A 24,119-nucleotide genomic window follows, 5' to 3' on the forward strand; every position below is an offset into this window, starting at 1 on the left:
AGTAGGCGATGAGTGTCCTAGGCAACCGGATCGGCCGCGATGATCGTCCGGTACGCGATCGCCGCGAGCCGCGCCTGCCCGTCCCTGCTGGGGTGGAACCAGTCCCAGTGGCTGAGCTGGTCGGTGCCGAAGCGGTAGTCGTAGACCGCGTCGTTGTCGAAGCGGCAGCGGCTGTCCTTGGCGCAGACCTCCTTCAGCACCTTGTTGTACTCCACCACCCGCTGCTGCACCCGGTCCCGGCGCAGCACGGCCGCGCCGGTCAGATCGTCCGCGCCGGACAGCATCGACGGGCAGATGCCGAGCTTCCACACCTCCTTGCCCAGCGGATTGGCCCGCCCCTCGGACCACAGCCGCTTCAGGTTCGGCACGCTGGCCACGTACACCTGGGTCTTCGGCGACGCCTCGCGCAGGGTGCGCAGCGCCTCCTCGAAGTCCGCGCGGAAGGCGGCCACCGAGGTCATCGCCCGCGCCGAGGACCGGCAGGCGTCGTTCGCGCCCACCATCACCGTCACCAACCCCGGGGTGTGCGCCGCCGCCTGGTCCATCTGCCCCGGCAGGTCCGCCATGCGGGCGCCGGTGACCGCGTAGTTCCAGCTGCGCTCCGCCGCGCCCGCGGCCCCGAGCAGCCGCACCGCCAGGCTGTCCACCTGCGTGTCACTGCCGGTCGCCCAGGACACCTCGGGGCAGTCCGAGAGCACCGTGCACGCGTCGAAGCCGCGGGTGATGGAGTCGCCGACCGCGGCGATCGAGTCGGGGCTGCGGTTCCACACCGGCGCCGGTCTGGCCGTACGCGCCCTGGTGCCCTGCGGCGCGGGCGCGTTCCCGCCGCCCGCGTCACACCCGGCGACGCCCAGCACCGCGGCCGCCACGAGGCTGAGCGCGGCTCGCGTACGGCTGCTCGGCTTCCACATCCCCTGCCGATCCCCTCGTCGTCGGACCCGGTACCACCAGGTCGTCGTATGTGCTCCCACTCATAACAACGCGTGAGGGTTCCCGACCGGGCGCCCGGGAACGGAGCACCCCCGTACAAGCGTCCCCCTGGGTGAATGGCGGAGGTTTCCTGGCACCGGGACCGACGGTACGTCACACTCCTTGCACCGACGCAGGGTAGCCTCGCCATCAACGCGGCCGTCGTGCCACTGCCGCCAGCCAGTCCGCAAGATGTCCCGCTCTGCCCGGAGGTTCCGGTGACGACACGTGGAGTTCTGTACGTGCACTCCGCGCCGCGCGCGCTGTGCCCGCACGTCGAGTGGGCCGTCGCCGGGGTGCTCGGCACGCGCGTCAACCTCGACTGGATCCGGCAGCCCGCGGCCCCCGGCACCTGGCGCTCGGAGTTCTCCTGGCAGGGGGAGGCGGGCACGGCCTCCAAGCTGGCCTCGGCCCTGCGCGGCTGGCACCTGCTCCGCTTCGAGGTCACCGCCGAGCCCTGCCCGACCGCCGAGGGCGAGCGCTACAGCTGCACCCCCGACCTGGGCATCTTCCACGCCGTCACCGGTCTCCACGGCGACATCCTCATCCCCGAGGACCGCCTGCGCGCGGCGCTGACGCGGTCCCAACGGGAAGAGACCGACCTGGAGGCCGAGATCGCCAAGCTCCTCGGCAAGCCGTGGGACGACGAACTGGAGCCGTTCAGGTACGCGGGAGAGGGAGCACCGGTCCGCTGGCTGCACCAGGTGGTCTGAGCAGGCGGTACGACATCCGGGCAGACTGATACGAGCAGACGGTACGAAAGGGGCCCCCACCGGCTGGTGGGGGCCCCTTCGGTCACGTACTCACAGCGTCCGGAACGCCAGGACCACGTTGTGCCCGCCGAACCCGAACGAGTCGTTCAGCGCGGCGATGCGGCCCTCGGGCAGCTGACGGGCCTCGCCCCGCACGATGTCCGCGTTGACCTCGGGGTCGACGTCGTCGAGGTTGATGGTCGGCGGGGCCGTACGGTTGACCAGCGCCAGGATCGACGCCACGGTCTCGATGCCACCGGCACCGCCCAGCAGGTGACCGGTCATCGACTTCGTCGCGGAGATCGCCATGTGGTCGACGTCGTCGCCGAACACCTTGCGCAGCGCCTTGATCTCGGCCACGTCACCCTGCGGCGTGGACGTGGCGTGCGCGTTCACGTGCACGACCTCGGCCGGCTTCAGATCCGTGTTGTCCAGCAGGTTCTGCAGCGCGTGCGCGATGCCGTTGCCCGACGGCTCCGGCTGCGTGATGTGGTGGCTGTCGGCGGAGACGCCCTGGCCGACGGCCTCGGCGTAGATCCGGGCGCCGCGCGCCTTGGCGTGCTCCTCGGACTCCAGGACGATCACGCCGGCGCCCTCACCGAGCACGAAGCCGTCACGCGCGGCGTCGTAGGGACGGGAGGCGCCCTGCGGGTCGTCGTTGTTCTTGGACATCGCCATCATGTTGCCGAACGCGGCGATCGGCAGCGGGTGGATGGCGGCCTCGGTACCACCGGCCACGACCACGTCCGCACGCCCGGTGCGGATCATCTCGATGGCGTACCCGATGGCCTCCGCGCCCGAGGCGCAGGCCGAGACCGGGGTGTGCACACCGGCGCGGGCACCGAGCTCGATGCCGACGTTGGCCGCCGGGGAGTTGGGCATCAGCATCGGCACGGTGTGCGGGGAGACGCGGCGTACGCCCTTCTCCTTGAGGATGTCGTACTGGTCCAGGAGCGTCGTCACGCCGCCGATGCCGGAGGCGATGACCGCACCGAGACGGTCCGGGTTCACGGACGAGTCCTCACCGGCCTTGGCGGTGAAACCGGCGTCCTTCCAGGCCTCCTGAGCGGCGATCAGCGCGAACTGCGCCGAGCGGTCCAGCTTGCGGGCCTGCGGCCGGGGGATGATCTCGCCGGGCTCGACGGCGATCTGCGCTGCGATGCGGACCGGCAGGTCGGCCGCCCACTCCTGCTCCAGAAGGCTGACACCGGACGTGCCGGCGACGAGGGCCTCCCAGAACGAAGCTGCGTCGCCACCCAGCGGTGTGGTTGCGCCGATACCGGTGACGACCACGGTGCGATTGGTCGGGCTCACGGGAATTCTTTCTCCAACGGATGCGGGATTCGACGGCGCCACCGCCGGGTGGCGGGGCCTTGCAGCCTCAGGGCCTAAAAGGTGACTCAGGCCTGGTGCTTGAGGATGTAGTCGGTCGCGTCACCGACGGTCTTGAGGTTCTTGACGTCCTCGTCCGGGATCTTCACGTCGAAGCGCTCCTCGGCGGCGACGACGACCTCGACCATGGACAGCGAGTCGACGTCCAGGTCGTCGGTGAAGGACTTGTCCAGCTGGACGTCCTCGGTGGGGATCCCGGCGATCTCGTTCACGATCTCGGCGAGACCGGCGACGATCTCTTCCTGAGTGGCGGCCATGTCAGGCGCTCCTTCTTCGATGTTCCAGACGGTTTGTGGCAGTTGTCCCCCTGCCGAATCGCATGATCCGGCACGGAGTGCCTAGGGGAGGGTAACGACCGTGGCGGCGTAGACGAGACCCGCCCCGAATCCGATGACGAGCGCGGTGTCGCCGCTCTTCGCCTCCCCGGTCGCCAGGAGCCGCTCCATCGCGAGCGGGATCGAGGCGGCCGAGGTGTTGCCGGTGGTGCGGATGTCACGGGCGACCGTGACATGCTCCGGCAGTTTGAGGGTCTTCACCATCGAGTCGATGATCCGCACGTTGGCCTGGTGCGGGATGAAGACGTCCAGCTCTTCCGGGCTGATGCCGGCCGCGTCCAGCGCCTGCTGGGCGACCTTCGCCATCTCGAACACGGCCCAGCGGAAGACCGCCTGGCCCTCCTGCGTGATGGCGGGGAACTTGACGTTGCCGTCGCTGTCGAGCGGCAGCTGGGACAGGTCGCCGAGCCGGAACCGGTCCCAGGGGACGGTCTGCTTGATGGTCTCGGCCTTGTCGCCCTCGGAGCCCCACACGGTCGGGCCGATCGCCGGCTCCTGCGAGGGGCCGACGACGACCGCGCCGGCGCCGTCGCCGAACAGGAAGGCCGTGGCCCGGTCCTCCAGGTCGGTCAGGTCGCTGAGCCGCTCCACGCCGATCACGAGCACGTACTCGGCGGAACCTTCCGCCACCATGCCCTTGGCGAGGGTCAGGCCGTAGCCGAAGCCCGCGCAGCCGGCCGAGATGTCGAAGGCGGCGGCCTTGTTCGTGCCCAGCTTGTCGGCGATCTCGGTGGCGACGGCCGGGGTCTGGCTGAAGTGCGAGACGGTCGAGACGACCACGGCACCGATCTGCTCCGCGCCGATGCCGGCGTCCGCGATCGCCTTGCCGGCCGCCTCGATCGACATCGCGGCCACGGTCTCCTCGGGACCGGCCCAGTGCCGGGTCTCGATGCCGGAGCGCGAGCGGATCCACTCGTCGGAGGAGTCGATCTTCTCGAGGATCACCTCGTTGGGCACCACCCGCGTCGGCCGGTAGCCGCCGACCCCGAGGATGCGCGCATACGGGGCACCCTTGCTGGGCTTGATCTTCGCCATGTACGGGCTCCTTAGGCGCCGGCGTGCTCAGCGATGAGCGCGCGAGCCGCGTCGAGGTCGTCGGGGGTCTTCAGGGCCAGCGTCGTGACGCCGGGCAGCGCCCGCTTGGCCAGGCCGGTCAGTGTGCCGCCCGGGCACACCTCGATGAGCGCGGTGACGCCCAGCTCCTTGAAGGTCTCCATGCACAGGTCCCAGCGCACCGGGTTGGCGACCTGTCCGACCAGCCGCTGAAGCACCTCGGCGCCGGTCGTGACGGCCTGGCCGTCCTTGTTGGAGACGTAACGGACCTTCGGGTCGGCGGGGACCAGCTCCGCGGCGGCCTTGGCCAGCGTCTCGACGGCGGGAGCCATGTGGTGGGTGTGGAAGGCGCCGGCGACCTTCAGCGGGACGACCTTGCGGACGCCCTCGGGCTTGTCCTCGTTCAGCGCCGCCAGCTGCTCCAGCGTGCCCGCGGCGACGATCTGGCCCGCGCCGTTGACGTTCGCCGGGGTCAGGCCCAGCTTCTCCAGGTGCGCGACGGAGGTCTCGGGGTCGCCGCCGAGCAGCGCCGACATGCCGGTCTCGGTGACCGCGGCGGCATCCGCCATCGCCAGACCCCGCCTGCGGACCAGGCTCAGCGCGGAGGTCTCGTCCAGCACGCCCGCGAAGACGGCGGCGGTGATCTCGCCCACACTGTGGCCGGCGACGGTGTCCGGGGCACTGTCACCCAGTGCCGCGGCGGACAGGATCCCGGCGGCGACCAGCAGCGGCTGGGCCACCGCGGTGTCACGGATGGCGTCGGCGTCGGCCTGGGTGCCGTAGTGCACCAGGTCCAGTCCGATGGCGTCCGACCAGGCGGCCACGCGGTCGGCGGCGCCGGGCAGTTCGAGCCAGGGAGTCAGGAAGCCGGGCGTCTGGGCGCCCTGGCCGGGAGCGACGAGTACGAGCACTCTCACACTCTCTCTTGGGGACGGCCACGGCCGCCCGTGGGGACAGGGACGAAGAACACGAAGGGCTTTTGTGGGCCCCCGACAAAACCTATGCCGGAGTCTCGCCGTCGGCCAGACGCCCGAGGATGAGCGCGATCCGCAGCGTGAACGCGGATCGTACATCCGATGGCGACCAGCCGGTGACGTCAGTCACACGTCTGAGCCGGTAGCGCACGGTGTTCGGGTGAACGAAGAGCATCCGGGCCGCGCCCTCCAGGCTGCTCGCCTGCTCCAGATACACACTCAGGGTTTCCAGCAGCGCCGAACCGGCCTCTTCGAGAGGTCTGTAGATCTCCTCCACCAACTGCTCCCGGGCGCTCGGATCGCCCGCGATCGCGCGCTCCGGCAGCAGATCGTCCGCCAGCACCGGCCGCGGCGCGTCCTGCCAGGCCGAACACGCCTTCAGGCCCGCGGCGGCGGCCTGCGCCGACCGCGTGGCGGCCAGCAGATCGGGTACGACGGGCCCCGCGACCACCGGTCCGGCGGCAAAGGGACCGATCAGCGACTTGGCGACGGCGAGCGGGTTGCTGCTGCCTCCGGCGATGACGACGAGCCGATCCCCGAGAACCCCCGTGAGCACCTGCAACTTGGCATGCCGGGCGGCCCGCCGGATGGCCTCGACGGTCAGCTCACTGTCGCCGTCCGGCGCCGTTCCCAGCACGACACACACATGCTCCGGTGAGTTCCAGCCGAGCGCGGCGGCCCGGCTCACCGCCCCTTCGTCGGCCTCCCCGCTCAGCACGGCGTTGACGACCAGCGACTCCAGCCGCGCGTCCCAGGCACCGCGTGCCTCGGCGGCCTGGGCGTAGACCTGCGCCGTGGCGAAGGCGATCTCCCGGGCGTACACGAGCAGCGCCTCCCGCAGCACGCTCTCGTCACCCGGCGCGGCCACCTCGTCGATCGCCGACTCCATGACCTCGATGGTGGTGCGCACCATCTCCACGGTCTGCCGCAGCGTGATGGCCCGGGTCAGCTCGCGCGGCGCGGTACCGAAGACATCGGTCGAGATCGCCTGGGGGGCGTCCGGGTGCCGGAACCACTCGGTGAAGGCCGCGATGCCCGCCTGGGCCACGAGCCCGATCCAGGAACGGTTCTCCGGGGGCATGGCCCGGTACCACGGCAGGGTCTCGTCCATCCGCGCGATGGCCTGTGCGGCGAGCGACCCGGAGGACTTCTCCAGCCGCTTCAGGGTCGCGGCGTGCGGGTGGACGTCGAGTGCGTGGTGATGGGCGTGAGGTTCGCGGCTGCGGGATTCGGGTTCGGGCACGGGACAAGACTGCCTTATCGGGACGGGACCGTGTGCCGCCGGGGCTGTGCTTGATGGCTCGGTCGCCTACGGGGGCGCCTCCCTCGCGGCCGGTGGCGTCGGGACAGTGGGCGTTGGTGGGCCCTCGCCGTATGTTCGGTGGGCCCTTGCCCCTGCCCGGCCGGGCTAACGTGGTGCCCGTGATGGACGTACGGCGCGCCGACGAGCGCTACCCGGGGGGCGAGCCGGAGGCCGGGATCGAGTCCTGGCACGCCTTTTCCTTCGGCCCCCACTACGACCCCGACAACCTCCGCTTCGGCGCGGTCATCGCCTGCAACGAGGAGCGGCTCGCGCCCGGTGCCGGCTTCGACGAACACCCGCACAGCCACACCGAGATCGTCACCTGGGTCGTCGAGGGCGAGCTGACCCACCGCGACTCCACCGGCCGCGGGACGAAGGTCCGCCCCGGCGACGTCCAGCACCTCAGCGCGGCGGCGGGCGTCCGGCACGTGGAACGCAACGACGGCTCGTCGCCGCTCACCTTCGTCCAGATGTGGCTGGCCCCACGGGAGCCGGGCGGTGAGCCGTCGTACGAGATCATCCCGGGCATCGCCGACTCCACGCCCTACGCCGTCCCGGAGGCCGGCGCGATGCTTCACATACGGCGCCTGGCGGCGGGGGAGCGGACGGCGGTGCCGGACGGGGCGTACGTGTACGTCCACGTGGTGCGGGGTGCCGTCCGGCTGGGGGAGGAGGAACTGGACGCGGGGGACTCGGCGCGGATCACCGACGCGAGGGGCCTGGAGGCGGTGGGGGCGAGCTCGGCGGAGCTGCTGATGTGGGAGATGTCGTAGCCGCGGGCGGTGCGTCAGCCCCGCAGCTCCCCGAGCACCGCATCCGTGAAGACCGGCCACGCCTCGATCGCCCACGGCCCGAACGCCCTGTCGGTCAGTGCGGCGCACGCCACTCCCGCGTCCGGGTCGATCCACAGGAACGTACCGGCCTGCCCGAAATGCCCAAAGGTGCGCGGTGACGAGGAACTTCCCGTCCAGTGCGGCGACTTGGCGCCCCGGATCTCGAAGCCCAGCCCCCAGTCGTTCGGGTTCTGGTGGCCGTACCCCGGCAGCACCCCCTTCGTCCCCGGGTACTGCACGCTCATCGCCTCGGCCACCGTCCGCGGATCCAGCAGCCGCGGCGCCTGCACCTCCGCCGCGAACCGCAGGAGGTCGGCCACCGTGGACACGCCGTCCTTCGCCGGGGAGCCCTCCAGGGAGGTGGCCGTCATGCCCAGCGGCTCCAGCACCGCCTGCCGCAGATACTCGGCGAACGGAATGTCCGTCGCCTTGGCAATGTGGTCCCCGAGCTGCTCGAACCCGGCATTGGAGTAGAGGCGGCGCTCACCAGGAGGCGCCGTCACCCGGTGCTCGTCGAAGGCCAGCCCGGAGGTGTGCGCGAGGAGGTGGCGGACGGTCGAGCCGGGCGGCCCGGCCGGCTCGTCCAGCTCGATCGCGCCCTCCTCGTACGCGACCAGCGCCGCGTACGCGGCCAGCGGCTTGGTGACCGAGGCGAGCGGAAAGCGGTACCCGGCGGGGCCGTGCGTCCCGAGGACGGTCCCGTCGGCTCGTACGACACCCGCCGCGGCGGTGGGGACGGGCCAGTTCTCGATCAGCGCCAGGCTCTGCAACGACATGCCGGCGAGCCTAATGCCGGCTCACAGCTGCAACCGCATCGAGGGGTCCGGCTTCCGTACGAAGCCCAGCGAGGCGTACAGCGGCTCCGCGTCGGCGGACGCGTTGAGGTCGACCTGGGCGGCGCCCCGGGCCCGGAACCACTCCAGCAGCTCCTCCATGCAGGCGCGCGCGTACCCCCGCCGCCGTGCGTCCGGGTCGGTGGCGACGCTGAAGACGTACCCCACCCGTCCGTGCGGGTTCCCGGCCCGCCCCATCCGGTACTCCAGCGTCCCTGCCACCAGCGCTGCCAGCGCCCCCGGCCGGTCCGGATGGTCCACGACGAAGGCCACGAAGTCCCCGTCGGCCTCGGCGAGCCGCTCCCGCAGCGTCGGCAGCGACTCGGAGTGCCAGTCGGTGAGTCCTGTGCCGCCTCCGCTGCCCAGCGAGTCGATCATCACCTGGCGCAGACGCAGCACTTCCATGGCATCCTCGGGCGTGGCCCGGCGTACGAGACTCATGCCCCGCACGCTAACCAGGAGCGCCTCTCCGCGTCCGCCGATTTCTTACCTGATCCGCTTGCTTGGAGTGCACTCCAACCCCATAGCGTTGTGGTCATGACGGTGATGCAGACCACGCCGGCGGACACCGAACGCACGGCCCCCGCAGACATCTGCTCCGCCCCGCCCAGACGCCATCCGCGCCCCGACGGCCAGGACCGCTACACGATCAGCGAGGTCGTCGCGTTCACCGGCCTGACCGCGCACACCCTGCGCTGGTACGAGCGGATCGGCCTGATGCCGCACGTGGACCGCTCGCACACCGGCCAGCGGCGCTACAGCAACCGCGATCTGGACTGGCTGGACTTCGTGACCAAGCTGCGGCTGACCGGCATGCCGGTGGCGGACATGGTCCGGTACGCGGAGCTGGTCCGGGAGGGCGAGAGCACCTACGGGGAACGGCGGGAGCTGCTGGAGTCGACCCGCCGGGACGTCCTGAACAGGATCGCCGAGCTGCGGGACACGCTCGCCGTACTCGACCGCAAGATCAGTTTCTACGCGATGGAGGGGACCACGCGATGACCGACGCCAGGATTCCGACGGTACGGCTGGGCGAGAGCGGACCGGAGGTCGGCGTCCAGGGCCTCGGCTGCATGGGCATGAGCTTCGCCTACGGCCCCACCGACGCCGGCCAGGCCCGCGCCGCGCTGGAGCGGGCGCTGGAGCTCGGTGTGACGCTGTACGACACGGCGGACGCGTACGGCGCCGGGGAGAACGAGCGGTTCCTGGCCCCGTTCTTCGCGGCGCACTGCGACGAGGTGGTCATCGCCACCAAGTTCGCCCTGTCGATCCCGAAGGACGACCCGACCAAGCGGATCATCCGCAACGACGCGCCGTACATCCGCCAGGCCGTCGAGGCCAGCCTGAAGCGGCTCGGCGTCGACGTGATCGACCTGTACTACATGCACCGCCGCGATGTGAACGTCCCCATCGAGGAGACCGTCGGCACGATGGCGGAGCTGGTCCGCGAGGGCAAGGTCAAGCACCTCGGGCTGAGCGAGGTCACCGCCGGCGAGCTGCGCGCCGCGCACGCCGTGCACCCGATCGCGGCCGTGCAGTCGGAGTGGTCCCTGTTCAGCCGGGACATCGAGGCGAAGGTCGTACCGGCCGCGCGGGACCTGGGCGTGGCCCTGGTGCCGTACTCGCCGCTCGGCCGCGGCTTCCTCACCGGTTCCTTCACCCACGCCGAACAGGAGCTCACGGCCGACGACTTCCGCCGTCAGCAGCCCCGCTTCACCGGCGCCAACGCGAGCGCCAACGCGGCGCTGCTGGAGCCGGTCCGTGCGATCGCCGAGGCACATGACGCCACCCCCGGCCAGATCGCCCTGGCCTGGGTGCAGCAGCGCGCCACGCTCGACGCCCTCCCGGTCGTCCCGATCCCGGGCACCCGCAAGCCGCACCGGGTGGCGGAGAACGCGGCGGCGACGGCCATCGTCCTGACGGATGCGGAGCTCGCCCAACTGGAGCCGATCGCGGCCAAGGTGGCCGGAGAGCGCTACGCGGACATGACGTTCACTTCCGCCGGAAGGGAATGACTCAGAGTTCCGCCAGCAACGCCGCCTTCTTGGCGGAGAACTCCTCGTCGGTGACCAACCCGGCCTGGTGCAACTCCCCGAGATGGCGGATCCGTTCGGCGATGTCGGCGGGGTCGCGCCGGGACGGGGCCGGTGCCACGGGTACCGGCCCCCGCGTGCGTACGGCGGCCAGGACGGCCGCGGCGAACGGCAGCGACTCGTGCACCGGGCCGTACCCCAGCCCGAAGACCACGGCTCCCGGGTCCTGGTCGGGCGGCAGGGCGGCCGACTCGGCCGAGCGCCGCACCAGCCGGAGGTGTCCCTCGAACACCTCCGGCGACCGCCACTCCACCCCGCTCAGTTCCGTGACCGGAAAGCTCTGGTCGCCCGCCTTCCACTTCGCCGAGGACGCCCCCGTCCAGGACCAGCGGAACTGCACGGCCGTACCGTCGAAGCTCGCCTTCCCGTCGTACGCCTTGAACGACAGCGGCCCCTCGGGCGCCGGCACCAGATGGCGGTCGGTGGGCCCGGACTCCGTCAACAGGCCCTTAAGTTCGTCGGCGTAGTACTCGGCGAGCGTCTCCCGCTCGGCCGGCAGCACCAGCCGGTACGGATCGGAGCCCTCCTTCAGCTGCCCGGCCGCCGCCTCCAGCAGCGGATCCGCACCGGCGCGGGGCAGCAGCCGCAGGACGACCGTGCCGCGCCTGCCCGGGGAGAGCGTCACGCCCTCGACCGCGGACAGCGCAATCCGCCGCTCCCCGAGCGCCTGGAACAGCTTCGGTGTCCGAATCCCCCGTTCGTAACGGATGAGCACGGAGTTGGACTCGAACTCCCAGACGGCATGAAACCCCGCCAGTACGTCACCCATGCGGCTCATCGTATGCGGCACGTGCTCCTCCGTCGCCACCCGCGCAGACCGCACTTCCTGCTGTTTCTACGCGCGTCCGGCCGTGGTAGTGCCGGACACACCGGCCTGGCACAGGTCGTCCTCGCGAGCGCACGTCACCTCGCCGTACGCCCCGACGCCGACGTCGGCGAGGTTGCGCAGACTGTCGGTGCCCGGCTGGAAATAGCCGGCGTGACCCTGCGCGTCCCGGGCGGACAGCACCCGCGCACCGAACGCCGAGGACACCGGATCCGCGCCGTGCCCGAGCCCGCCGAGCTCCAGATACGGCACGTCCTGGATCCAGTCGCTGGCGTCCCGCATGGCCCACACCCGGGCCGTGGTGTCCAGATGGGAGGCGCTGGAGACCCGCATGCCGGGGCTCGCGGCCACCGCTATGTCGGTCACCCGGCGCGGCATGTCGTGCGCGGCCACCCCGCAGACCACGGAGCCGTAGCTGTGGCAGACCATCGCCACCGGGGCACGGCCGGGCAGGCCGCCCAGCAGCGCGTTCAGCCGCAGGGCGCCGTCCTCCGCGCGCAGCCCCGTGGCCGCGTCCACGCCGAGTCCGTCGGGCGCGGTGTAGTCGGCCCAGGCGATCACGGCCGTACGGGTCGCGGGACTCTGCGCGCGCTCCGCCGCGTACAGCGCCTTGGCCATGCCGACCGGGGCGGTGTACTCGCGGTTGGTCCGCTGGAAGGTGAGCAGATCGGTGTCGACACCGGGGACGACGACCGAGATCCGCTGCGCCGTGTCCAGATCCCCGAACACCTCGGCGATACGGCCCGAGCCCTCGGGGTCGAAGGCGAGGATCTGCCGGCCGGGGCTCAACAGGTCCTCGTAGCGGTGCATACGACGGCCCGCGTCCTGCTGTCCGGCCGCGCTGAGCCGGCTGTCGCGCATGCGCTCCTTCTCGACCTCGCGCTGCTGCTCCATGGCGATGTGGTTGGCGCGGTAGCGCAAGGAGACCGGGGCGCCGTTCATGTTGCCGACCGCGAGCGGGTAGCGGCGGGCGAGACGGTCCTGGTCCTCGGGGGAGAGGGCGGCGAAGAAGCGACCGAGCCGGGCCGGGGCGGCCTTGGGGTCCGGCAGATGGAGGCCGTGGATGCTGCCGTGCCGCCACTTGGCGAGCGAGGCCTGCAGTGCGGTCGACTCCCTGTGGCTGTGCAGGGCGGTCCAGCCGGTGGTCGCGAGCATCACGAAGACCACGGCCAGCGCCAGCAGGGCGCGCCAGACGTTCAGTTGCGGGGAGGTGTCGAAGGAAGTCACTGGGAGGACACACTAGGAGAACGGGAGGGTCTCGGGGTAACCGAGTGACAGGTATCACGTTTCGTCAGGCGTCGAACGCGGTGTCAACGATCTTGATTTGAGCGCCAGTTCCCGATGAGTGCCGAATCCACCAGATCGAGGTAGGACGCGGTGAGTTGACGGATGGCCTCCAGGCTGAAGTCGTCGCCGGTGCACCACTGCCGTTCGGTGACCCTTATCACTCCGCCGAAGACGGCCACGGCCAGCCGCGGCCTGGGGTCGGCGTCCACGTCCACGCCCTCGCGCTCGGCCAGCAGCCGCGCGATCGTCTCCTCCGTGGTCGCCGAGCGGCGCAGATGGGCGGCGAGCAGCGCGGGCGTCGACTCGATCGTCCGGTACATGCGCAGGTACAGCTCCACCGGGACGGCCGTCTCGACGGTCTCCCGTATCCCGTCCCAGCCCTCCAGTACCGCCTGCCGCAGCGCCTGAAGCGGCGCCTCGTGCGGCGGACGTGCGCGTACGGCCTCGACGAAGCGCTCCTCCGTCATCGCCTGGACCGCGAAGGCCGCGTCCTCCTTGCCCGCGAAGTAACGGAAGAAGGTGCGCTGCGAGACGTCGACGGCCTCGGCGATCTCGTCGACGGTCGTGTGCTCGTACCCCTGGGTCGTGAACAGCTCCAGAGCGGCCCGTAGCAGCGCTTCCCGGGTGCGCTGTTTCTTGCGTTCGCGCAGTGTTTCCATAGGTGTCAGTTACTGACTGATGAAACCGTTTGTCAATTGTCAGAGGCTGTCACTAGGCTCGAACGCATGACTAGTCAGACGACCATCGACGCGACGGGGCCGGGGGACACAGCACCGGACGCCCCGCTCGGGTCGGCTCCGGCCGCGGGGCTGCGCGGCCATCCCTGGCTCACCCTCATCACCGTCGCCGTGGGCGTCATGATGGTGGCCCTCGACGGCACCATCGTGGCGATCGCCAACCCGGCGATCCAGAAGGACCTGGGGGCCACCTTCGCCCAGGTGCAGTGGATCACCAACGGCTACTTCCTCGCCCTCGCGGTCTCCCTGATCACCGCGGGCAAGCTCGGTGACCGCTTCGGCCACCGGCAGACCTTCCTCATCGGCGTGACCGGCTTCGCCGCCGCCTCCGGCGCCATCGGCCTGTCCCACAGCATCGCCGCGGTCGTCACCTTCCGTGTCTTCCAGGGCCTGTTCGGCGCGCTGCTCATGCCGGCCGCCCTCGGCCTGCTGCGGGCCACCTTCCCGGCCGAGAAGCTCAACATGGCCATCGGCATCTGGGGCATGGTCATCGGCGCGTCCACCGCGGGCGGCCCGATCCTCGGCGGCGTCCTCGTCGAGCACGTCAACTGGCAGTCGGTGTTCTTCATCAACGTGCCGGTCGGCGCGCTCGCCCTGGTCCTGGGCACGCTGATCCTGCGCGACCACCGTGCCGCCCGCGGGCGGAGCCCGCTGAATGAACACGGCGCGCCGCGCTCCTTCGACGTCCTCGGCATCGCGCTGCTCTCCGGCGCGATGTTCTGCCTGGTCTGGGCCCTGATCAAGGCGCCGAGCTGGGGCTGGGGCGACGGCCGGACATGGCTCTTCATCGCCGCCTCCGTGGTGCTCTTCGCCCTGTTCTCGGTCTGGGAGACGAGGGTCGCGGAGCCGCTGATCCCGCTGGGTCTCTTCCGCTCGATACCGCTCTCGGCCGGCGTCGTCCTGATGGTCCTCATGGCCATCGCGTTCATGGGCGGGCTCTTCTTCGTGACGTTCTACCTCCAGAACGTCCACGGGATGAGCCCGATCGACGCGGGCCTGCACCTGCTGCCGCTCACCGGCATGATGATCGTCGGTTCGCCGCTCGCCGGCGCCGCGATCACCAAGCTCGGCCCGCGCATCCCGCTGGCCGGCGGCATGGCCGCGACCGCGATCGCCATGTACGGCATGTCGACGCTCAAGGCCGACACCGGCAGCGGTGTGATGTCGGTGTGGTTCGCGCTGCTCGGCCTCGGCCTCGCGCCGGTCATGGTCGGCGCGACGGAGGTCATCGTCGGCAACGCCCCGATGGAGCTCTCGGGTGTGGCCGGCGGCCTCCAGCAGGCGGCCATGCAGATCGGCGGCAGCCTCGGTACGGCCGTGCTGGGCGCCGTGATGGCCTCCAAGGTCGACGGCGACCTGCCGGGCAACTGGACCGGCGCCGGACTGCCGCAGCTGACCCCGGGTCAGCTCGACAAGGCCTCTCAGGCGGTGCAGGTCGGTGTCGCCCCGGTGCCGAAGGGCGTGCCGGACCAGGTCGCCGCGAAGATCACCGAGGTCGCCCACCACACCTTCGTCTCCGGCATGAGCCTCGCCTCCCTGGTCGCCGCGGGCGTGGCGGCGGTCGCCGTCCTCGTCGCGCTGCTCACCAAGCGGGGTGCGAACGCGGAGGCGGGTGCGGGCGTGGGCCACATCTGAGGCTCTCCGCCCGGGCGTCTTCCGGGCGGATTTCCCCTATCAGGATGACTTCGCTAAAGATCGCTCGCACCGGGCGCGCCTCGCGGGTCACAGTGGGTCAAGTCCTCCGCAGGACATGGGAGGACACCGGGCCGCGGGGCGCGCACCGTGGAGGGGGCGGTGCGCGCCTTGGCCTGCGGCGCCTTGGCGGTTTCGGCAACTGGGGTGGGGGTACCGGTTCGTTGCGGGGTGCGGGTCCGCTGTGGCCGGTCGCGCAGTTCCCCGCGCCCCTTGGGGGGTTGCAGTTCCGCCGCCTTTGAGCGTCGGCAAGCGACCCCACCCCGGCCGGCCACAGCGCCGGGCACCCGTCAACTCCGCCAGCCCTCCTCACCCGGCGTCCGGATGTTCCCGTTGGGCAGCATTCCCAACTCCCCCTTCCCCGCGCCCCGAAGGGGCGCGGGGAACTGCGCGACCAGCCACGCAATCACCCGCGCCCGGCAGCGAACCGGCAGATCCTCCCCGATTGCCGTCGGTCAAAGCCGAGCGGTGGGGGTGCCCCCGCTCGAGTGAAGCCGAGAGTGGGGGAGGCTACGCGTCGCCACCAGCCGCCCCCGGATGCGCCGCTGACACGTCCAGCAGTTGGTACCGGTCGATGGCCTGCTTCAGCGCCGACCGGTCCACCTTGCCCTCCCGGGCCAGTTCGGTCAGCACCGCGACGACGATCGACTGGGCGTCGATGTGGAAGAAGCGCCGCGCCGCGCCCCGGGTGTCGGCGAAGCCGAAGCCGTCCGCGCCCAGCGACTGGTACGTGCCCGGCACCCACCGCGCGATCTGGTCCGGAACCGATCGCATCCAGTCGGACACGGCCACGAACGGCCCCTCCGCGCCGCTGAGCTTGCGCGTCACATACGGCACCCGCTGCTCCTCCTCCGGGTGCAGCAGATTGTGCTCCTCGCACGCCACCGCCTCGCGGCGCAGCTCGTTCCAGGAGGTGGCCGACCAGACGTCCGCCCTCACGTTCCAGTCCCGGGCGAGGATCTGCTGTGCCTCCAGCGCCCACGGGACCGCCACGCCCGACGCCATGATCTGCGCCGGGATCGTTCCGCCCGTGCCCTCACTGAGCTTGTGGATGCCCTTGAGGATGCCCTCGACGTCCACGTTCGCCGGCTCGGCCGGGTGCTGGATGGGCTCGTTGTAGACGGTCAGGTAGTAGAAGACGTCCTCGCCGTGCGGGTGGTCCGCGTCGGCGCCGTACATGCGGCGCAGGCCGTCCTGGACGATGTGCGCGATCTCGTAGGCGTACGCCGGGTCGTAGGCCACGCACGCCGGGTTGGTCGAGGCGAGCAGCTGCGAGTGGCCGTCCGCGTGCTGCAGGCCCTCACCGGTCAGGGTCGTGCGGCCGGCGGTCGCACCCAGCACGAATCCACGCGCCAGCTGGTCGGCCATCTGCCAGAACTGGTCGCCGGTGCGCTGGAAACCGAACATCGAGTAGAAGACGTAGACCGGGATCAGCGGCTCGCCGTGCGTGGCGTAGGCCGAGCCCGCCGCGATCAGGGAGGCCGTACAGCCCGCCTCGGAGATGCCGTCGTGCAGCATCTGGCCGGTCGGCGACTCCTTGTAGGCCAGGAGCAGCTCCCGGTCCACCGACTCGTACTGCTGGCCCAGCGGGTTGTAGATCTTCGCGCTCGGGAAGAAGGAGTCCATGCCGAACGTGCGGTACTCGTCCGGCGCGATCAGTACGAACCGCTTGCCGATCTCCTTGTCCCGCATGAGGTCCTTCAGGAGCCGGACGAAGGCCATCGTCGTGGCGATGGACTGCTGGCCGGTGCCCTTCTTCACCGTCGCGTACGCCTTGTCGTCCGGCAGCGGCAGCGGCTTGGAGCGCACGACGCGCGTCGGGACGTACCCGCCGCACTGCTTGCGCATGTCGTGCATGTACTGGATCTCGTCCGTGTTCCGGCCCGGGTGGTAGTACGGCGGCGGGCCGGACTCCAGCTCCTTGTCGGAGATCGGCAGGTGCAGCCGGTCCCGGAAGCGCTTGAGGTCGTCGACCGTCAGCTTCTTCATCTGGTGCGTGGCGTTGCGGCCCTCGAAGTTGGGGCCCAGCGTCCAGCCCTTGACGGTCTTGGCCAGGATGACCGTCGGCTGGCCCTTGTGCTCCAGGGCCGCCTTGTAGGCCGCGTAGATCTTCCGGTGGTCGTGACCGCCGCGGCCCAGCATCAGGATCTGGTGGTCGGTCATGTTCTCGACCATCGCGCGCAGCCGCTGGTCGTCGCCGAAGAAGTGCTCGCGGATGTAGGCACCGGACTCGGTGGCGTAGGTCTGGAACTGCCCGTCCGGGGTCGTGTTCATCTTGTTGACCAGGACACCGTCCCGGTCCTGCGCGAGCAGCGGGTCCCAGGAGCGGTCCCAGATCAGCTTGATCACGTTCCAGCCGGCGCCCCGGAAGATCGACTCCAGCTCCTGGATGATCTTGCCGTTGCCGCGCACCGGGCCGTCGAGCCGCTGCAGGTTGCAGTTGACGACGAAGGTCAGGTTGTCCAGGCCCTCCCGGGCCGCGATGGACAGCTGGCCGAGCGACTCCGGTTCGTCCATCTCGCCGTCGCCGAGGAACGCCCACACATGCGACCTGGAGGTGTCGGCGATGCCGCGCGCCTGCATGTAGCGGTTCATCCGCGCCTGGTAGATCGCGCCCAGCGGGCCGAGGCCCATGGAGACCGTCGGGAACTCCCAGAAGTCCGGCATCGAGCGCGGGTGCGGGTAGCTGGACAGGCCGTCCGGGTACTTCGACTTCTCCTGGCGGAAGCCGTCCAGCTGGTCCGCGGTGAGCCGGTCGAGGAGGTAGGCGCGCGCGTAGATGCCGGGGGAGGCGTGGCCCTGGAAGAAGACCTGGTCGCCGCCGTCGCCCTCGTCCTTGCCGCGGAAGAAGTGGTTGAAGCCGACGTCGTACAGCGAGGCCGAGGAGGCGAAGGTGGCGATGTGGCCGCCGACGCCGATGCCGGGGCGCTGGGCGCGCGAGACCATCACGGCCGCGTTCCAGCGGGTGGCGTTGAGGATCTTGCGCTCGATCTCCTCGTTGCCGGGGAAGAACGGCTCGCTCTTGGTCGGGATCGTGTTGACGTAGTCCGTGCTGCGCATCTCGGGCACGGCCACGCGCCGCTCGCGGGCCCGCTCGATCAGCCGGAGCATGAGGTAGCGGGCCCGCTCCCGGCCGCGCTCGTCCACGGCGGCGTCGAGGGAGTCGAGCCACTCCTGGGTTTCCTCGGGATCGAAGTCAGGAACCTGACTCGGAAGGCCGCCAATGATGATCGGATTGCGATCGGATCCGGAAGCCACGCTGTTCCTTACCTGTCAGAGGGCCGATACCTGTCAGGGGGCCGATTTTCTGCACCTGCCTGCACCGTCCCCCATCGTGTACCTCGGGACGGTGTACGTCATCTCCTCGGTGTCACCCGCCGGTCTCCATCGGTCAAAACGCAACGATACGCCCGGGGTGTGACGTGCTTGGCAAAGCCGTTCGAGGGGCGTATCACCGGATGATTCTGAGATGATTTCGAACGGCGCAAACCGGGCACATCGGTGTGATGTGGGTCACCCGGAATCGGGATACGGTGCCAGGAGTTGCGGCGACACGGCCCGGATCGTCACCGTTTCGGCGGTCCGGACGGCCGGGTACTTGCGCGATCCGTCCCGCCCGTGTGGACTACGGCCAATGCTTCGCGCACGCGCGTGGCTGAGATATTCACCAAGACATGATCAGGAGGCAACCCGTGAGCGCGACCGCGGACCACGCGGAGGAGCGGACGAACCCTGCCGCCAGGCTGGGGTTCCAGCCCGGGCAGGTGGTCCAGGAGATCGGCTACGACGACGACGTCGATCAGGAGCTCCGCGAGGCCATCGAGGAAACCATCGAAGGCGACCTCATGGACGAGGACTACGACGACGTGGCCGACGCCGTTGTGCTGTGGTTCCGTGACGACGACGGCGACCTGACGGATGCGCTGGTGGATGCCACCACGTACATCGAAGAGGGCGGCGCGATCCTGCTCCTGACGCCGAAGACCGGCCGTTCGGGGTACGTGGAGCCGAGCGACATCCAGGACGCCGCCACGACGGCCGGACTGACGGCGTCGAAGAGCGTCAGTGTGGGCAAGGACTGGAGCGGCAGCCGGCTGGCCACGCCGAAGGCGGCCAAGTCCAAGAAGTGACCTGAGGGTCGTCGTCCGGACGGGCCGGCTTCGCCCGGCCCGTCCGGAAGCCCCCGGTGATCGCTGCGTAGGGTGGATCCGAGCGCTTTGCTGTGCGCTCGACCCGAACGGCCCACCGAAGGGATGCACGACGATGGCGATCCAGGTCGGCGACAAGGCGCCCGACTTCGAGCTCAAGGACAACCACGGCAAGGCCGTGAAGCTCTCGGACTTCCGCGGCGAGAAGAACGTGGTCCTGCTCTTCTACCCCTTCGCCTTCACCGGCGTCTGCACCGGCGAGCTGTGCGAGCTGCGCGACAACCTGCCGAAGTTCGAAGGCCGCGACACGCAGCTGCTCGCCGTCTCCAACGACTCCATCCACACCCTGCGTGTCTTCGCCGAGCAGGAGGGCCTGGAGTACCCGCTGCTCAGCGACTTCTGGCCGCACGGCAACGTCTCGCGCGCGTACGGCGTCTTCGACGAGGACAAGGGATGCGCCGTCCGGGGCACCTTCATCATCGACAAGGAGGGCGTCGTGCGGTGGACCGTGGTCAACGGCCTGCCGGACGCGCGCGACCTGAACGACTACGTGAAGGCGCTCGACACCCTGTAGGCCGACCGTGGCCGACACCTGGGATTCTCCGGCTCCAGGGTCTGCGGGGGGCGGGAACCCGTCACTAGGATCGGTTCGTTGATCCCATATCCGAAGCACGACGGGGCTCCCCGCCCCTGGACACCACATGGAGGACCCGTGGGAGTCAGCCTCAGCAAGGGCGGCAACGTATCGCTGACGAAGGAGGCGCCGGGCCTGACCGCGGTCCTCGTCGGTCTGGGCTGGGACGCCCGCACCACGACCGGCGCCGACTTCGATCTCGACGCCAGTGCGCTGCTGCTGAACAACTCCGGCAAGGTCGTCAGCGACCAGCACTTCGTCTTCTTCAACAACCTCAAGAGCCCGGACGGCTCGGTCGAGCACACGGGCGACAACCTCACCGGTGAGGGCGAGGGCGACGACGAGGTGATCAAGGTCAACCTCGCCGGCGTCCCGGCCGACGTCGAGAAGATCGTCTTCCCGGTCTCGATCTACGACGCCGACAACCGCCAGCAGTCCTTCGGCCAGGTCCGCAACGCCTACATCCGCGTGGTGAACCAGGCCGGCGGCTCGGAGATCGCCCGCTACGACCTCAGTGAGGACGCCTCCACCGAGACCGCCATGGTCTTCGGCGAGCTGTACCGGCACGGCGCGGAGTGGAAGTTCCGCGCGATCGGCCAGGGCTACGCCTCGGGCCTGCGCGGCATCGCACAGGACTTCGGCGTCAACGTCTGATCCCGGCAGGGTCACGACACCTGCACCGTCCGGCGCCGCACCGTTTACGGGCGGCGCCGGACGCGCAGGACAACCAGGGAAAGCACCACTAGGGGAGGACCAGCATCATGGGCGTCACACTCGCCAAGGGAGGCAACGTCTCCCTCTCCAAGGCCGCACCGAACCTCACGAACGTCACGATCGGGCTCGGCTGGGACGCGCGGTCCACCACCGGCGCCCCCTTCGACCTGGACGCCAGCGCGCTGCTGTGCGGCGCCGGCAACCGCGTCCTGGGCGACGAGTGGTTCGTCTTCTACAACCAGCTCAAGAGCCCCGACGGCTCGGTCGAGCACACCGGCGACAACCTCACCGGTGAGGGCGAGGGCGACGACGAGACCATCCTCGTGGACCTCACCAAGGTGCCGGCCCACTGCGAGAAGATCGTCTTCCCCGTCTCCATCCACATGGCCGACGAGCGCGGCCAGACCTTCGGCCAGGTCTCCAACGCCTTCATCCGGGTCGTGAACCAGGCCGACGGCCAGGAACTGGCCCGCTACGACCTCAGTGAGGACGCCTCCACCGAGACCGCCATGATCTTCGGCGAGCTGTACCGCTACCAGGGCGAATGGAAGTTCCGCGCCGTCGGCCAGGGATATGCGTCGGGCCTGCGCGGCATCGCCCTCGACTTCGGCGTGAACGTCTCGTAGCGAGGCGCTTTCCCGCCAGGTCTGTGCTGTGGCTTTTCGGTGAGGGTCGCCCTCGACGGTACCGCCGACCGCGTGTCCCTCTACACTGGGTCAACGTTTAGTAAAGCCGAGTACGGCGCGGGGGAGCCCCGTACTGACACGATTGGGTAGCCAGTGCTTCTGAAAACCTTCGGCTGGTCGTTCGCGGTCACCGCGCTCGGCCTGGTCGCCGCGGTCTTCTACGGGGGGTGGGAGGCCTTCGGCGTCGTGGCGATCCTGGCCATCCTCGAGATCTCGCTGTCGTTCGACAACGCGGTGGTCAACGCCGGCATCCTGAAGAAGATGAACGCCTTCTGGCAGAAGATCTTCCTCACGGTCGGCGTTCTCATCGCGGTGTTCGGCATGCGGCTGGTCTTCCCCGTCGTGATCGTCGCCCTCACCGCCAAGCTCAACCCCGTCGACGCGGTCCACCTGGCCTTCGCCGACAAGGACCGCTACCAGCAGCTGGTCACCGACGCCCACCCGGCGATCGCCGCGTTCGGCGGAATGTTCCTGCTGATGATCTTCCTGGACTTCATCTTCGAGGACCGGGACATCCAGTGGCTGCAGTGGCTGGAGCGACCGCTGGCGAAGCTCGGCAAGATCGACATGCTGTCGGTCTGCGTCTCGCTGATCGTCCTGCTGATCACCTCCTTCACCTTCGCCACCCAGGCCCACCAGCACGGCGGCGCCCACGCCGACAAGGCGCAGACGGTCCTGATCGCCGGTATCGCCGGCCTGATCACCTACATGATCGTCGGCGGTCTGTCCGGGTACTTCGAGGACCGGCTGGAGGAAGAGGAGGAGCGCGAGCACGAGGAGGAGGAAGAGGCCGCCCGCACCGGCAAGAAGAAGTCGGCGGTGCTGCTGGCCGGCCAGGCCGCGTTCTTCATGTTCCTCTACCTGGAGGTCCTGGACGCGTCCTTCTCCTTCGACGGCGTGATCGGCGCCTTCGCCATCACCAACGACATCGTGATGATGGCCCTCGGTCTCGGTATCGGCGCCATGTACGTCCGCTCGCTCACGGTCTACCTGGTCCGCCAGGGCACCCTCGACGACTACGTCTTCCTGGAGCACGGCGCCCACTACGCCATCGGCGCACTGGCCGTGATCCTCATGGTCACCATCCAGTACGAGATCAACGAGGTCATCACCGGTCTCGTCGGCGTCGTCCTGATCGCCCTGTCCTTCTGGTCCTCCGTCCGCCGCAACCGCGCCCTCGCGGCCGAGGGCGAGGGCACCGACGAGCGGGCCGAGGTCTCCTCAGGGGTGTGAGCCCCGGTCCCCTACGGGACAGATCCGGGTCGTGACGGGGTGTGGCACGCCGCCCGGCGAGGAACGCTCTGAATCGGGGCGGCCGACGCGCTCGGCCGCCCCGACGGCGTGGTGAACGAGTACGTGAACACCTGGGGGCGGGAATGGGTTTCTTCGACGGGCTGCGGGGCGCCAACGCGGCCGACTTCGACGCGGGCAACTCGACGAACACCATCGAACTCACCAGGCGGCACCAGACGGTGTCCCTGAACAAACAGGACGCGGCCACCGGCCACCTGCGTATCAACCTCACCTGGCGGATGCGCACCTCCGACTTCGACGGCAACCAGCGCACCAGCCTGCTGAGGCACCCCTTCAAGGCCCTCAGGCCACCGGAGGTCCTCGGCCACGGCCAGAGCATGGTCAACGTCGACCTCGACCTGGGCTGCCTGTACGAACTGACCGACGGCACCAAGGGCGTCGTCCAGCCGCTCGGCAACTACCTCGGAGACGTCAACGCACCGCCGTACATCAAGCTCAGCGGCGACGACCGGTTCGGCTCGGCGTCCGGCGAGACGATGTACATCAACCTCGACCATCGCGACGCCATCAAGCGCCTGCTGGTCTTCGTCTACATCTACGACCAGACCCCCGCCTTCGACCGCACCCACGCCATCGTCACCCTGTACCCCAGCAACGGCCCCCGCATCGAGATAGGCCTCGACGAACGCCATCCCCAGGCCCGCTCCTGCGCGGTGGTGCTGATCGAGAACCTCAAGGGCGAACTGCTCGTCCGCCGCGAGGTCAAGTTCGTCTACGGCTTCCAGGGAGAGCTGGACCGGCTGTACGGGTGGGGACTGCAGTGGGGGCGGGGCTACAAGACCAAGGTCGACAGGTGAGGCGGAAGGCCCTGCTCACCGCCCGATGAACTGCGGCCCCTGCGGAGGCAACCGGAAGTTCGGATCCACCGGCCCCACAGCCGCCGGCACCGGCTGGGGATACCCGTACGCCGGCGGAGCCGAGGCCGGCTGCGGATAGCCGTACGCGGGCGGCTGCTGCGGCACGGCGGAGGTCGGCGGCTCGGGCAGAGCCGCCGGAGGCTCCCCCTCGTCCACCGAGATCCCGAAGTCCGTGGCGAGCCCCTTCAGCCCGTTCGAATACCCCTCGCCCAGCGCGCGGAACTTCCAGACCTCCCCGCGCCGGTACAGCTCACCGCAGATCAGGGCCGTCTCCGCACCCGTCTCCGGCTTGATCTCGAACCGGGCCAGCGGCTCGGCGTCGGCGACCGCGGCGTCGTACAGCAGGATGCACAGTCCCGGCACCCGGTCGAAGGTCACCCCGTCCGCGGACGCGACCAGCAGGATCCGGCCGACGTCCGGCTCGACACCGGGCAGGTCCGTCTGGATCGTGTCGGTCAGCCCCTCGGCGACGCGCTTCTTGCCCAGCCGCCACACCTTTCCGGAGGGGTGCCGGGGCTGGTTGTAGAAGACGAAGTCCTCGTCGGAGCGCACACGGCCGTCGGGACCCAGCAGCAGCGCCGATGCGTCCACGTCCGGGACCTCCTGCCCGGGCGTCCAGCGCAGCACGGCGCGGACCGTGTCGGCTTCCAGCGGGACGTTCGACCCCTTCAGCATCGCGTGCGTCAT

General features: G+C 70.0%; 24 protein-coding genes. 11 read left to right on the forward strand and 13 right to left on the reverse strand.

Going from position 1 to position 24,119, the window contains the following annotated elements; translation table 11 throughout:
* Positions 1 to 17: 17 nt before the first annotated feature.
* Positions 18 to 911 carry an SGNH/GDSL hydrolase family protein gene (locus ACWC2T_RS01385; protein ID WP_450668409.1) on the reverse strand — a complete coding sequence of 298 codons (894 nt, stop codon included), beginning with the start codon at positions 909 to 911 and terminating at the stop codon, positions 18 to 20.
* A 276-nt stretch (positions 912 to 1,187) separates the two neighbouring features.
* Between ACWC2T_RS01385 and ACWC2T_RS01390 the strand changes: the two genes are divergently transcribed.
* Positions 1,188 to 1,682, forward strand: coding sequence for a DUF3145 domain-containing protein (locus ACWC2T_RS01390; RefSeq protein WP_450668410.1), 495 nt, complete (start codon positions 1,188 to 1,190; stop codon positions 1,680 to 1,682).
* 90 nt (positions 1,683 to 1,772) lie between these two features.
* On the opposite strand, the gene fabF is transcribed toward ACWC2T_RS01390, so the two are convergent.
* The 5 genes from fabF to ACWC2T_RS01415 form a co-directional block, all read right to left on the reverse strand.
* Entirely contained in the window at positions 1,773 to 3,035 is a 1,263-nt protein-coding gene (fabF, locus tag ACWC2T_RS01395; protein ID WP_450668411.1) for a beta-ketoacyl-ACP synthase II, read from the reverse strand.
* Between the two features lie 86 nt (positions 3,036 to 3,121).
* Complete coding sequence (locus tag ACWC2T_RS01400) at positions 3,122 to 3,370, reverse strand: acyl carrier protein (protein ID WP_018545314.1); 249 nt, start codon at positions 3,368 to 3,370, stop codon at positions 3,122 to 3,124.
* Positions 3,371 to 3,451: 81 nt separating this feature from the next.
* Positions 3,452 to 4,483, reverse strand: coding sequence for a beta-ketoacyl-ACP synthase 3 (locus ACWC2T_RS01405; protein ID WP_450668412.1), 1,032 nt, complete (start codon positions 4,481 to 4,483; stop codon positions 3,452 to 3,454).
* 11 nt (positions 4,484 to 4,494) lie between these two features.
* Positions 4,495 to 5,412, reverse strand: a complete 918-nt coding sequence (locus ACWC2T_RS01410; protein WP_450668413.1) for an ACP S-malonyltransferase — start codon at positions 5,410 to 5,412, stop codon at positions 4,495 to 4,497.
* Between the two features lie 88 nt (positions 5,413 to 5,500).
* Positions 5,501 to 6,718, reverse strand: a complete 1,218-nt coding sequence (locus ACWC2T_RS01415; RefSeq protein ID WP_450668414.1) for a PucR family transcriptional regulator — start codon at positions 6,716 to 6,718, stop codon at positions 5,501 to 5,503.
* Between the two features lie 182 nt (positions 6,719 to 6,900).
* On the opposite strand from ACWC2T_RS01415, the gene ACWC2T_RS01420 reads away from it, so the two are divergent.
* Entirely contained in the window at positions 6,901 to 7,551 is a 651-nt protein-coding gene (locus tag ACWC2T_RS01420; RefSeq protein ID WP_450668704.1) for a pirin family protein, read from the forward strand.
* A gap of 14 nt (positions 7,552 to 7,565) precedes the next feature.
* Here the strand turns inward: ACWC2T_RS01420 and ACWC2T_RS01425 are convergent, their stop codons facing one another.
* Positions 7,566 to 8,387, reverse strand: coding sequence for a serine hydrolase domain-containing protein (locus tag ACWC2T_RS01425; RefSeq protein ID WP_450668415.1), 822 nt, complete (start codon positions 8,385 to 8,387; stop codon positions 7,566 to 7,568).
* A 21-nt stretch (positions 8,388 to 8,408) separates the two neighbouring features.
* Complete coding sequence (locus ACWC2T_RS01430) at positions 8,409 to 8,885, reverse strand: GNAT family N-acetyltransferase (RefSeq protein WP_450668416.1); 477 nt, start codon at positions 8,883 to 8,885, stop codon at positions 8,409 to 8,411.
* A 96-nt stretch (positions 8,886 to 8,981) separates the two neighbouring features.
* On the opposite strand from ACWC2T_RS01430, the gene ACWC2T_RS01435 reads away from it, so the two are divergent.
* Positions 8,982 to 9,446, forward strand: coding sequence for a MerR family transcriptional regulator (locus tag ACWC2T_RS01435; protein ID WP_450668417.1), 465 nt, complete (start codon positions 8,982 to 8,984; stop codon positions 9,444 to 9,446).
* Positions 9,443 to 10,459, forward strand: a complete 1,017-nt coding sequence (locus ACWC2T_RS01440; protein ID WP_450668418.1) for an aldo/keto reductase — start codon at positions 9,443 to 9,445, stop codon at positions 10,457 to 10,459. Before ACWC2T_RS01435 ends, ACWC2T_RS01440 begins: the two co-directional genes overlap by 4 nt.
* Before the next feature lies 1 nt (position 10,460).
* Here the strand turns inward: ACWC2T_RS01440 and ACWC2T_RS01445 are convergent, their stop codons facing one another.
* From ACWC2T_RS01445 to ACWC2T_RS01455, 3 genes are all read right to left on the reverse strand, one after another.
* On the reverse strand, positions 10,461 to 11,306 hold the full coding sequence (locus ACWC2T_RS01445; protein ID WP_450668419.1) for a DUF4429 domain-containing protein: 846 nt from the start codon (positions 11,304 to 11,306) through the stop codon (positions 10,461 to 10,463).
* A 66-nt stretch (positions 11,307 to 11,372) separates the two neighbouring features.
* Positions 11,373 to 12,590, reverse strand: coding sequence for an alpha/beta hydrolase (locus ACWC2T_RS01450; protein WP_450668420.1), 1,218 nt, complete (start codon positions 12,588 to 12,590; stop codon positions 11,373 to 11,375).
* Between the two features lie 83 nt (positions 12,591 to 12,673).
* A complete protein-coding gene (locus ACWC2T_RS01455) occupies positions 12,674 to 13,309 on the reverse strand; it encodes a TetR family transcriptional regulator (protein ID WP_450668421.1) in 636 nt (211 codons plus the stop codon).
* Between the two features lie 66 nt (positions 13,310 to 13,375).
* Here ACWC2T_RS01455 and ACWC2T_RS01460 point away from each other — a divergent pair, with 66 nt between their 5' ends.
* On the forward strand, positions 13,376 to 15,022 hold the full coding sequence (locus ACWC2T_RS01460) for an MFS transporter (RefSeq protein WP_450668422.1): 1,647 nt from the start codon (positions 13,376 to 13,378) through the stop codon (positions 15,020 to 15,022).
* Positions 15,023 to 15,589: 567 nt separating this feature from the next.
* On the opposite strand, the gene aceE is transcribed toward ACWC2T_RS01460, so the two are convergent.
* Positions 15,590 to 18,337, reverse strand: coding sequence for a pyruvate dehydrogenase (acetyl-transferring), homodimeric type (gene aceE, locus ACWC2T_RS01465; RefSeq protein WP_450668423.1), 2,748 nt, complete (start codon positions 18,335 to 18,337; stop codon positions 15,590 to 15,592).
* 434 nt (positions 18,338 to 18,771) lie between these two features.
* Here aceE and ACWC2T_RS01470 point away from each other — a divergent pair, with 434 nt between their 5' ends.
* The 6 genes from ACWC2T_RS01470 to ACWC2T_RS01495 all read left to right on the forward strand — a co-directional run bounded on the left by ACWC2T_RS01470 (position 18,772) and on the right by ACWC2T_RS01495 (position 23,372).
* Positions 18,772 to 19,209, forward strand: coding sequence for a DUF3052 domain-containing protein (locus tag ACWC2T_RS01470; RefSeq protein WP_351203372.1), 438 nt, complete (start codon positions 18,772 to 18,774; stop codon positions 19,207 to 19,209).
* 133 nt (positions 19,210 to 19,342) lie between these two features.
* Positions 19,343 to 19,801 (forward strand): peroxiredoxin, encoded by a 459-nt coding sequence (locus ACWC2T_RS01475; protein WP_450668424.1) that lies wholly within the window; start codon positions 19,343 to 19,345, stop codon positions 19,799 to 19,801.
* A 138-nt stretch (positions 19,802 to 19,939) separates the two neighbouring features.
* The gene (locus ACWC2T_RS01480) at positions 19,940 to 20,515 is read left to right on the forward strand and encodes a TerD family protein (protein WP_450668425.1); all 576 of its coding nucleotides are present in this window, start codon (positions 19,940 to 19,942) and stop codon (positions 20,513 to 20,515) included.
* Between the two features lie 107 nt (positions 20,516 to 20,622).
* The gene (locus tag ACWC2T_RS01485; RefSeq protein ID WP_055704056.1) at positions 20,623 to 21,201 is read left to right on the forward strand and encodes a TerD family protein; all 579 of its coding nucleotides are present in this window, start codon (positions 20,623 to 20,625) and stop codon (positions 21,199 to 21,201) included.
* 153 nt (positions 21,202 to 21,354) lie between these two features.
* Positions 21,355 to 22,494, forward strand: coding sequence for a DUF475 domain-containing protein (locus ACWC2T_RS01490; protein WP_450668426.1), 1,140 nt, complete (start codon positions 21,355 to 21,357; stop codon positions 22,492 to 22,494).
* 143 nt (positions 22,495 to 22,637) lie between these two features.
* Complete coding sequence (locus tag ACWC2T_RS01495; protein WP_450668427.1) at positions 22,638 to 23,372, forward strand: TerD family protein; 735 nt, start codon at positions 22,638 to 22,640, stop codon at positions 23,370 to 23,372.
* Between the two features lie 15 nt (positions 23,373 to 23,387).
* On the opposite strand, the gene ACWC2T_RS01500 is transcribed toward ACWC2T_RS01495, so the two are convergent.
* Positions 23,388 to 24,119: a TerD family protein gene (locus tag ACWC2T_RS01500; RefSeq protein WP_450668428.1), complete on the reverse strand. Its 732-nt coding sequence runs from the start codon at positions 24,117 to 24,119 to the stop codon at positions 23,388 to 23,390.

The organism is Streptomyces sp. NPDC001393 (assembly GCF_053597455.1).

Excerpts from the sequence above, each read along its gene's own strand:
- ACWC2T_RS01420 (WP_450668704.1), top strand. The coding sequence starts at position 6,901 with ATGGACGTACGGCGCGCCGACGAGCGCTACCCGGGGGGCGAGCCGGAG.
- ACWC2T_RS01435 (WP_450668417.1), top strand. The coding sequence starts at position 8,982 with ATGACGGTGATGCAGACCACGCCGGCGGACACCGAACGCACGGCCCCC.
- ACWC2T_RS01455 (WP_450668421.1), bottom strand. The coding sequence starts at position 13,309 with ATGGAAACACTGCGCGAACGCAAGAAACAGCGCACCCGGGAAGCGCTG.
- ACWC2T_RS01475 (WP_450668424.1), top strand. The coding sequence starts at position 19,343 with ATGGCGATCCAGGTCGGCGACAAGGCGCCCGACTTCGAGCTCAAGGAC.
- ACWC2T_RS01445 (WP_450668419.1), bottom strand. The coding sequence starts at position 11,306 with ATGGGTGACGTACTGGCGGGGTTTCATGCCGTCTGGGAGTTCGAGTCC.
- ACWC2T_RS01485 (WP_055704056.1), top strand. The coding sequence starts at position 20,623 with ATGGGCGTCACACTCGCCAAGGGAGGCAACGTCTCCCTCTCCAAGGCC.
- ACWC2T_RS01500 (WP_450668428.1), bottom strand. The coding sequence starts at position 24,119 with ATGACGCACGCGATGCTGAAGGGGTCGAACGTCCCGCTGGAAGCCGAC.
- ACWC2T_RS01385 (WP_450668409.1), bottom strand. The coding sequence starts at position 911 with ATGTGGAAGCCGAGCAGCCGTACGCGAGCCGCGCTCAGCCTCGTGGCG.
- ACWC2T_RS01405 (WP_450668412.1), bottom strand. The coding sequence starts at position 4,483 with ATGGCGAAGATCAAGCCCAGCAAGGGTGCCCCGTATGCGCGCATCCTC.
- ACWC2T_RS01460 (WP_450668422.1), top strand. The coding sequence starts at position 13,376 with ATGACTAGTCAGACGACCATCGACGCGACGGGGCCGGGGGACACAGCA.
- ACWC2T_RS01495 (WP_450668427.1), top strand. The coding sequence starts at position 22,638 with ATGGGTTTCTTCGACGGGCTGCGGGGCGCCAACGCGGCCGACTTCGAC.
- ACWC2T_RS01440 (WP_450668418.1), top strand. The coding sequence starts at position 9,443 with ATGACCGACGCCAGGATTCCGACGGTACGGCTGGGCGAGAGCGGACCG.
- ACWC2T_RS01400 (WP_018545314.1), bottom strand. The coding sequence starts at position 3,370 with ATGGCCGCCACTCAGGAAGAGATCGTCGCCGGTCTCGCCGAGATCGTG.
- ACWC2T_RS01425 (WP_450668415.1), bottom strand. The coding sequence starts at position 8,387 with ATGTCGTTGCAGAGCCTGGCGCTGATCGAGAACTGGCCCGTCCCCACC.
- ACWC2T_RS01430 (WP_450668416.1), bottom strand. The coding sequence starts at position 8,885 with ATGAGTCTCGTACGCCGGGCCACGCCCGAGGATGCCATGGAAGTGCTG.